The 7,551-nt window shown below is 59.1% G+C and carries 10 protein-coding genes; 2 read left to right on the top strand and 8 right to left on the bottom strand.

Going from position 1 to position 7,551, the window contains the following annotated elements:
- Positions 1 to 145: 145 nt before the first annotated feature.
- The 6 genes from E5K02_RS20670 to E5K02_RS20645 all read right to left on the bottom strand — a co-directional run bounded on the left by E5K02_RS20670 (position 146) and on the right by E5K02_RS20645 (position 3,868).
- Positions 146 to 475, bottom strand: a complete 330-nt coding sequence (locus tag E5K02_RS20670; protein ID WP_135397480.1) for a hypothetical protein — start codon at positions 473 to 475, stop codon at positions 146 to 148.
- Between the two features lie 99 nt (positions 476 to 574).
- Positions 575 to 1,006: a hypothetical protein gene (locus E5K02_RS20665; protein WP_135397478.1), complete on the bottom strand. Its 432-nt coding sequence runs from the start codon at positions 1,004 to 1,006 to the stop codon at positions 575 to 577.
- Positions 1,007 to 1,317: 311 nt separating this feature from the next.
- Complete coding sequence (locus tag E5K02_RS20660) at positions 1,318 to 1,713, bottom strand: OsmC family protein (RefSeq protein ID WP_135397476.1); 396 nt, start codon at positions 1,711 to 1,713, stop codon at positions 1,318 to 1,320.
- Between the two features lie 4 nt (positions 1,714 to 1,717).
- Entirely contained in the window at positions 1,718 to 2,428 is a 711-nt protein-coding gene (locus E5K02_RS20655) for a pirin family protein (protein WP_135397474.1), read from the bottom strand.
- A gap of 12 nt (positions 2,429 to 2,440) precedes the next feature.
- On the bottom strand, positions 2,441 to 3,019 hold the full coding sequence (locus E5K02_RS20650) for a nitroreductase family protein (protein ID WP_135397472.1): 579 nt from the start codon (positions 3,017 to 3,019) through the stop codon (positions 2,441 to 2,443).
- Positions 3,020 to 3,154: 135 nt separating this feature from the next.
- On the bottom strand, positions 3,155 to 3,868 hold the full coding sequence (locus E5K02_RS20645) for a pirin family protein (protein WP_135397470.1): 714 nt from the start codon (positions 3,866 to 3,868) through the stop codon (positions 3,155 to 3,157).
- Positions 3,869 to 4,033: 165 nt separating this feature from the next.
- Here E5K02_RS20645 and E5K02_RS20640 point away from each other — a divergent pair, with 165 nt between their 5' ends.
- Entirely contained in the window at positions 4,034 to 4,423 is a 390-nt protein-coding gene (locus E5K02_RS20640; protein WP_135397468.1) for a winged helix-turn-helix transcriptional regulator, read from the top strand.
- Between the two features lie 9 nt (positions 4,424 to 4,432).
- Here E5K02_RS20640 and E5K02_RS20635 read toward each other — a convergent pair whose 3' ends face one another.
- A complete protein-coding gene (locus tag E5K02_RS20635; RefSeq protein ID WP_135397466.1) occupies positions 4,433 to 5,758 on the bottom strand; it encodes a serine hydrolase in 1,326 nt (441 codons plus the stop codon).
- Between the two features lie 160 nt (positions 5,759 to 5,918).
- Here E5K02_RS20635 and E5K02_RS20630 point away from each other — a divergent pair, with 160 nt between their 5' ends.
- Positions 5,919 to 6,827 (top strand): glutamate--tRNA ligase family protein, encoded by a 909-nt coding sequence (locus tag E5K02_RS20630; RefSeq protein ID WP_135397464.1) that lies wholly within the window; start codon positions 5,919 to 5,921, stop codon positions 6,825 to 6,827.
- A 21-nt stretch (positions 6,828 to 6,848) separates the two neighbouring features.
- Here the strand turns inward: E5K02_RS20630 and nfi are convergent, their stop codons facing one another.
- Positions 6,849 to 7,529 carry a deoxyribonuclease V gene (gene nfi, locus E5K02_RS20625; protein WP_135397461.1) on the bottom strand — a complete coding sequence of 227 codons (681 nt, stop codon included), beginning with the start codon at positions 7,527 to 7,529 and terminating at the stop codon, positions 6,849 to 6,851.
- Between the last annotated feature and the right edge of the window lie 22 nt (positions 7,530 to 7,551).

Here is a 7,551-nt window from a genome sequence, read left to right as displayed (position 1 = left end):
ACGGAAGCCCGCCACAAATGACGAAACAGAAGAGAGCCCACAGCTTGGTTATCCTCACGGAAGTAGAAGAGACCCCAATCTAGAGACAGTGAAGCCTTCTCGCTTGAGGGTAGTTTAGGAAATCGGTCCGAAAGCAAAACGAGCATTATTCTGACTTCTGCTTATTTAGGCGGTTCTGGCGGAAACGAGCGAGTTGTTTGGGGGTCGGTGTTATCGGGTAAGGCAGTCCCTTAAGGAGTTTTTCGAGTTCGTCCATGTCTTCTCCTTCCGCCAGTTCCGTGTTGTATTTGCTGAACAGCATCCCGCGCACTTTCGCTGCCTCGTTCACCAGTTTGGGCTTAAACAGGTACAATAGTGCCCAAGCCAGGTCTTCGTCATTGTCGGCGTACTGCCGCCCAAGGCTTCCTAGGCCCACGACGAGCTTTTCCATAAAGGTCACTGCTTGCAATGCCTCCTCTTCTGTCAGTTCTCTCATTGAAGAGTGATTTTAAGCAATACTAGGCGTGTTCAGACAAAGGGTCCAAAAAGCACACAGGCAGCGAAATGCAAACATTCGGCATTGTAACGCGCCGGTCTATAGCTTCTTAAAGTTGGAGAAAAGAGGCTCTTTGTGTGCCATGCTGACCTCTTTTTTGTGCTTGCTCACCACGACTACTCTTCCGGCCAGGTCGGCTTGTCTCTGACTCGCATTGAGCGAGAGGAGCCTCTCGCTAGTTGACAAAAAACCAACGTGCCAGCTGTCCGGGCGCTCGATGATGCAAAAGGCTTTCGGATGAAGGCTGTTACGCCGTGCGTTTAAAATGGCGCGAACATCCTTCTCCTCAGCGTCGAAGAGTTCGTATTGAAAAGCCGACGCTTTGGCTGGGTTGAAGGTGTAGCCATTTTGTTGGATGAACACTTCGGCGACCTGAATGGCTTGCTGTTGAGAAACCTCCTGCGCTTGTGCCAGGACCACAGGGCAAGCTAAGCTAAAATGCAGGGTGAGCACGCCGAAGAATTTGTTCATATAGCTGGAAGCGAAAGTGCACGAGCCCATCTAGTTATTGACCGAAAAACGTGCTGCAAGGGGCCTCCCGCTCCCTGACACCAGGACTGCTGTCTGCAATGTACCCTTAGTTCACGGAAACGGTCGTTTTACCGTAACAAGAGCGGTGGGTGCCACTCACTCTGCTATACCTGCCGTTTTTTGAAAGGTCACCCACAATACCAAAAAAAGCGTTTCCGCATATAGCGGAAACGCTTTTAAAGTTTGGGTAAGGACAAGCTCGTTCGAATGAGGCCTGGTTGGCAAAAAATCTTCGGGCACCTGGGTAGGAGTTAGCCAAGCACGGTGCTGATGGGCACGGCACTCTGGAGGGTTTTATGAATGGGGCATACTTCGGCCACTTTCAACAGCCGTTGGCGCTGCTCCTCAGTTAGCTCGCCCTGCAGGCGCAACACGCAGTCGAGGCGGGTGACCATGTGCTTGTCGTTGCGCTCAAAGTCGACCCGGGCTTCCAGATCCGTCAGGGGCCATTGCTTGCGTTCGGCATACATGCGCACCGTGATGCAGATGCAGGCGCTGAGCGAGGCGGCCAGCAGCTCACCGGGCGTCAGGCCGCGGTTCTGCCCGCCCTGGTCCAGGGGCTCGTCGGCCAGCACTTCGTGGCCGGAGTCGGAGCTGATGCGCGTCAGGTAAGGGGCGGAGCCGATGCGGCCGGTGAGCGTAGGCATAAGGCTAATGGTTGATGGGCGCTTCGATGAGGATAAACTTGCTTTCCGCCGAGCATTCGACGTTGACCAGGGCCTCGTCCCAGAGCCCGATACTGTCGCGCTGCCCGATGTGCTGGCCGTTGACCGTCAGGCTGCCTGCCATCACGAAGACGAACACGCACTTGTTGAGCGGGTTCAGGGTGTACTCCACCGCTTGCCCAGCGTCGAAGTAGCCCAGGGAAATTTTGGCGTTCTGGTTGATCCAGACATGGGCCGTGCCTTCCTCGTTGCTGACGATAGTAGTAAGCTTGTTTTTGCGCTTCTCGGCCGGAAAACTGCGTTTCTGGTAGCGCGGCGTTACGTTCTGGAGTTTGGGCTCAATCCAGATCTGCAGGAAGTTCACTTCGTCGTCGCCGATGTTGTGTTCTTCGTGGCGCAGGCCGCTGCCGGCACTCATGATCTGGACCGAGTCGGTGCTGACCTCCTCGCGGTAGCCCATCGAGTCGATATGGTTCATGCGCCCGGCCAGCATCACCGAAATGATTTCCATATTGGCGTGGGCGTGCAGGCCAAAGCCGTTGCCGGGCTTCACAAAGTCGTCGTTGAACACGCGCAGCAGGCCGAAGCCCGTCCGCTCGGGGTTGTAGTAGGAGCTGAAGCTCAGCGAGAAGTTGCTTTGCAGCCAGCCAATGTCCTTCAGACCCCGCTCGTGGGCCCGGATGATGCGGTGGTTCATAGTGCGTTTTGGTTAGCTGGGCAGGTGGGCTTCGAAGGCAATTTCGGCCACGCTCTTACGCTGGCGCGGAGCTTTTTCCCGGCTCAGGAAAGGCTCTTCCAGCAGCTCGGCTTCTCCTTGGTAGCCCAGGGCAATGATGACGGCCGGCTGCAGATTTTCGGGCAGCTGGAAGGTTTCCTGGACTTTGTCGCGGTGGAAACCACCCATGAAATGGCCGTGCAGGCCCAGGGCCGTAGCTTCCAGAATCAAATTGCCGTTGGCCAGGCCCAGGTCGTGGAGGGCGGCCCCGTTGGGAGTACCGTTGTCGTAGTGCGTTTTGGTCAGGGCCAGAATCAGCACGGCCGCGTTTTTGGCCCAGGGCTGGTTGCCGGGCATCAGGCAGTCTACCAGCTTCTGAAAGGCCTCGGTGTCGGCGCGGTGGGCGTAGATATAGCGCCAGGGCTGCTCGTTCATGGCGCTGGCGGCCCAGGTAGCGGCTTCAAATACCTGACCCAGGGTGTCGGGAGCTATGGGCTGGGGCGAAAAAGAACGGGGGCTCCACCGGTTGCGAATCAGCTCGTGCACGGGGTAGGTAGTGGGGGCAGTCTTCATTATGGGTTACGTATTGTTCGTAGTCAGGTGGGCGAAATGGTCCTTGTTGCGGCGGCACTAGCTTAGCGGCGGGCCGAATGCTTCTACGGCCCGCCACCAAACTAAGAACAAACAACAAACAAGAACCAACGTTTCTTACAGCGACATGGGCACGTCCATGAGCAGCAGCTGCGCCTGGCTGTCGGCCTGGATGCTGAGCGTGTCGGTGTCCCAGATACCGAACCCGTCGCGGCGGTGCAGCGCCTGCCCGTTGATGGTCACGTCGCCTTCCAGTACGAAGGCATATACCCCGTTGCCAGTTTTTTTGATCTGGTACTCGGTGCTGAAGCCGGGGTCAAAGTCGCCGAGGCTAAACCAGGCATCCTGGTGAATCCAGACGCCGGCATCCTCGGGCGAGGGCGAAAGCACCTGCTGGAACTGGTTGTGACGATCTTCGACGCGGAAGCTTTGCTGGTCGTAGCGGGGCTTCACCCCGCGCTGGTTCGGGAATACCCAGATCTGCAGAAACTTTACTTCCTGATCTTTATTGTGGTTTTTCTCGCTGTGGGCAATGCCCGTACCGGCGCTCATCACCTGCACGTCGCCGCGCCGGATAATGCCGTGGTTGCCCATGTTGTCCTTGTGCTCCAGGTCGCCGGACAGCGGGATGGAAATGATTTCCATGTTGTCGTGGGGGTGGGTTCCAAAGCCCATGCCCCCGGCCACGGTGTCGTCGTTGAGCACGCGCAGCACTCCGAAGTGAACCCGGCTGGGGTTGGAGTAGCCGGCAAAGCTGAAGGTATGGTAGGAGTTGAGCCAGCCGTGGTTGGCGTGGCCGCGGGAATCGGCTGGGTGCAGAACAGTTTGCATGACAAAAGGAAAGTGAAGTCGGAATTTCGAATATTAGCCAGTGACTGACTTATGTACATACATATATCAGGGCCGAAAGTTCACTTATTCACTATACTTTTGCTAGTAGTTACCCGTATGTATATCAATATACAATCTGTAACTAATGCAGTAAATCAGATGATTATGGCTATTTCAGAGGAAAAAATAATTTCGGATTGTCCGTTTCGCCAAACGCTTGATGTGCTGGAAGGCAAGTGGAAGTTTGCCATTATTCACAGCCTACTGCTGCACGGCACCATGCGCTTCAAGGTGCTGGAGCGCGACGTGGAGGGCATTACCAGCCGTATGCTGATCAAGGAGCTAAAGCTGCTCGAAACTCACGGCATCGTGAGCCGGCAGGCCTACGCCACGGTGCCGCCCACGGTAGAGTATAGCCTCACGGAGTGCGGCCGGTCCTTAGAGCCGGTTATTCAGGCTATTCAGGCCTGGGGCGTGCAGAATCGGGAGGTTATTAGCCAGAGTAAAAGCAGCACCGCCGCCCGCAAAGCGCGGCCGACCAAAACCAGCGCGTAAGCGCAGAAGCTACTGCTTGATAAAGCGTTGGGTGCCAGTTGCCGAGCCCTGGGAGTCGAGTGCCTGCACCAGATATACTCCCGCGGGCCAGGCGGCCACGTCTAGCGTCAGGCCCGCAGCCGGCAGGGGCTGCCGGGTAATTTCCCGGCCCAGCAGGTCGGCGCAACGCAGCCACAAGCCCGTGGCCGTAGGGGCGGAGTGAATAGTGAGGTGCTGGGTGGCGGGGTTGGGGTAGAGTTGCAGCGGTAGGCGCGGGCGGGCCGGAGCCGTGGTCGTGGGTGGGCAGTACAGCCGCATGAGGTAACCCCACAGCTCGGTATCGAAAGAGGAAACGGCCAGCTTACTGGCCTCCGCCGACTGCCCCTGGCGGACCACGACCAAGCCCAGGCTGGGTACCACGTAAATTTTCTGGTCGTTCTTGCCCAGGGCCGCAAGCAGGTCGGCAGGGGCCGTGGGCACCAGCGGGCCGCTGAAGGTAAGCTGGGACTGGGGCAGCATGTAGGACGGCTGCCCGTTGAGCCACCACAAGTAACCGTAGGAGCGGTTCAGGGGTTGGGAAGGCGTGGTCATGCGGCGGAAATAGGCCGTGTCGCGCAGGATAGCCGTGCCGTTCCAGGAGCCGCGGCTCAGCATCAGCAAGCCAAAACGGGCCATGTCGCGGGCCCGGCTGTAATACACGTAGTTGCGCCAGGCGCCGGCCATGCCGATGCGGTTGCCCAGGCGCTGGTTGGTGAACTGGTTGATCGTTACATTGCTGGCGGTTGCAATTTCGTCCTGCAGCAGTCGGTAAGCCCCAGTGTGGTAAGCCCAGCGCGTGCCCGCGTCGGTGCGGTAGCGCAGGCAGCTGGCCACCGAGCTTTCATTGTCGCAGGGAGCCGGGGGCGTGTCGTCGAGGCCGGTGGTCATCGTGAGCTGATGGCGCACCCGAATCAGTCGTTCCTTGGCCGCGGGAGCCGAGGTCCAGCCCCGGCCCAGAAAGCGGGAAACCGAGTCTTCAGTGCTCAGAATGCCTTCCTGCTGGGCCAAGCCTGCCAGTACCGCCGTCAGCGACTTGCCCGCCGAGGCCCAGTACCATACCGAATCCTGGGTGAAAGTGCCGAAGTAATGCTCCAGCGCGATGCGTCCGTCCTTGAGTACGATAAACGACTTGGTATGCTTGCGGCCCAGAAAAGCCAGCAACGAATCCTGAGCCGGCGGGCACCAGCCCAGGGACTGGGGCGACACCGTAGCCCAGGCAGTACCGGCCAGGGGCGGGTAATACAGCTGCTGCTGAGCGGCTACTGGCTTTGTGAAACTCAGGGTAAGCAGAAGCAGCAAGCGTAGAAAGTGTTTCATGAGTAAGAGTGTGAGCCACTTAAACACCAGGTGGGCCTCCGCGTTTAATCGGCTAGTAGCGCATTATATAAAATAGTGAATTATGCATAATAGAGGTTGGATTTTTATTGTTTTCTATAATTGTATCCTGCTCGCCCCACCCCATTAGTAGCTCCGCTTTATGCCGTATTCTGCCCCTATTGTGTCGCGTCTGGCGCCCACGCCCAGCGGGTACTTGCACCTGGGGAATGCCGTCAACTTTGTCTTGACCTGGCTAATCGTACGTCGGGCCTACGGCGTGTTGCACCTGCGTATCGACGACCTGGACCGGGCCCGGCTCCGGCCGGCTTACCTGGACAATATCTTTCAAACCATCGACTGGCTCGGCATCGACTACGACCACGGCCCCAGTGGCCCGGAGGATTTTGAGCGTAACTTTTCCCAGCTGCACCACCTACCCGAGTACCAGCAGTTTCTGGATGAGTTGCGGCGCCAGACGGGCCTGCTATACGCCTGCACCTGCTCCCGCACCCAGGTGCTGGCCCAGTCGCCGAGCGGCCATTATACCGGGAGCTGCCCAAGCAAAACCCTGAATCTGGACGCCCCCGATACGGCCTGGCGCGCTTTTGTGCCCCCGACCACTGTGGTGCCCTTTACCGACCTGTGGCAGGGGCCCCTGGCCATCGAGCTAGCCCGGGAGCTGGGCGACTTTGTGGTGCGCAAAAAGGATGGCATACCGGCGTACCAGATTGGCTCGGTGGTCGATGATGTGCGCCTGGGCACCACGCTCATTGTGCGGGGCGTCGATTTGCTACCCAGCACGGCGGCCCAACGCTGGCTGGCGAGCAAAACGGCAGATACCAATTCTTTCCTGCAAACCCGGCTCGTGCACCACTCCCTGCTACCCGGCCCCGACGGAGGCAAGCTGTCCAAGTCGCAGCAGCAGCCCCTGGACCGCGGCATCATAACCGAATCCACGTCGCCCCGCCCGGTTTTTGCGGCCGTGGCCCGGTTGCTGAAGCTGCCCGAGGAAGCCGGGCATTCGTTGGAGGCCCTGCGCTCCGCCTTCGAAACGGCAGCTATCAGCTAAGGACCCGGAGCCAGCAGCTTGCTAACGCAGTTCTTTCTTGAACTCCTCGGCCCAGTGGTCGGCCAGGCGGGTGGGCTCGGGCAGCTTGTAGCCGCGCAGGCAGGCCAGCGTCAGGCGGGTGGCCGTGGCCTGGTCGCAGCGGTGGCCGGGGCTCACAAACAGGGGTAGCACCTTGTCTTTAGACCGAATGACCTCGCCCAGCAGTTCCCCGCTTTTGTCGGTCAGAGGGCTGATGCTGCCTTTGGTAACGGCCGGCTCGGTGAAGCTGCCGGTGAGTTTTTGCTTGGCCACGCCGAAGCTGGGCTTGTCGAGCAGGACGCCGATGTGGGCCGCAATGCCCATGCGGCGCGGGTGAGCAATGCCGTGGCCGTCGACCATGATGATATCAGGCTTCTGGCTAAGCTTTTCGTAGGTCCGCAGCACGTTGGGCGCCTCCCGGAACGAGAGGAAGCCCGGCACGTAGGGCACTTCCACCGGGCCAGTATGCCACACCTTTTCAACCAGCTCCAATGACGGAAACCGCAGCACCACAAACACCGACAGAATCGTTTCGGGCGTGGGAAAGGAGGAGTCGCAGCCGGCTATGAACTCGGGCTCGTGGGTAAGGGGCAGCAGGCGCACGTGGGTGCGCAGCTCCTGCTGGGTCTGGGTCAGCTCGCGCACAAGCTGGGGGTCGGCGGGCGGGTGGTAGGGGCGGTACACGGGGCGGTCAGGTGGTAAGAGA

Source organism: Hymenobacter metallicola (genome assembly GCF_004745645.1).
Lineage (GTDB): Bacteria > Bacteroidota > Bacteroidia > Cytophagales > Hymenobacteraceae > Hymenobacter > Hymenobacter metallicola.
Note: the sequence above shows the minus strand (reverse complement) of the source record. Positions and strands in the feature narration are given on the sequence as shown.

What these genes read in the sequence shown, in the direction of transcription:
- E5K02_RS20670 (WP_135397480.1), bottom strand. Translation starts at nt 475, where the DNA reads ATGAGAGAACTGACAGAAGAGGAGGCATTGCAAGCAGTGACCTTTATG.
- E5K02_RS20665 (WP_135397478.1), bottom strand. Translation starts at nt 1,006, where the DNA reads ATGAACAAATTCTTCGGCGTGCTCACCCTGCATTTTAGCTTAGCTTGC.
- E5K02_RS20660 (WP_135397476.1), bottom strand. Translation starts at nt 1,713, where the DNA reads ATGCCTACGCTCACCGGCCGCATCGGCTCCGCCCCTTACCTGACGCGC.
- E5K02_RS20655 (WP_135397474.1), bottom strand. Translation starts at nt 2,428, where the DNA reads ATGAACCACCGCATCATCCGGGCCCACGAGCGGGGTCTGAAGGACATT.
- E5K02_RS20650 (WP_135397472.1), bottom strand. Translation starts at nt 3,019, where the DNA reads ATGAAGACTGCCCCCACTACCTACCCCGTGCACGAGCTGATTCGCAAC.
- E5K02_RS20645 (WP_135397470.1), bottom strand. Translation starts at nt 3,868, where the DNA reads ATGCAAACTGTTCTGCACCCAGCCGATTCCCGCGGCCACGCCAACCAC.
- E5K02_RS20640 (WP_135397468.1), top strand. Translation starts at nt 4,034, where the DNA reads ATGGCTATTTCAGAGGAAAAAATAATTTCGGATTGTCCGTTTCGCCAA.
- E5K02_RS20635 (WP_135397466.1), bottom strand. Translation starts at nt 5,758, where the DNA reads ATGAAACACTTTCTACGCTTGCTGCTTCTGCTTACCCTGAGTTTCACA.
- E5K02_RS20630 (WP_135397464.1), top strand. Translation starts at nt 5,919, where the DNA reads ATGCCGTATTCTGCCCCTATTGTGTCGCGTCTGGCGCCCACGCCCAGC.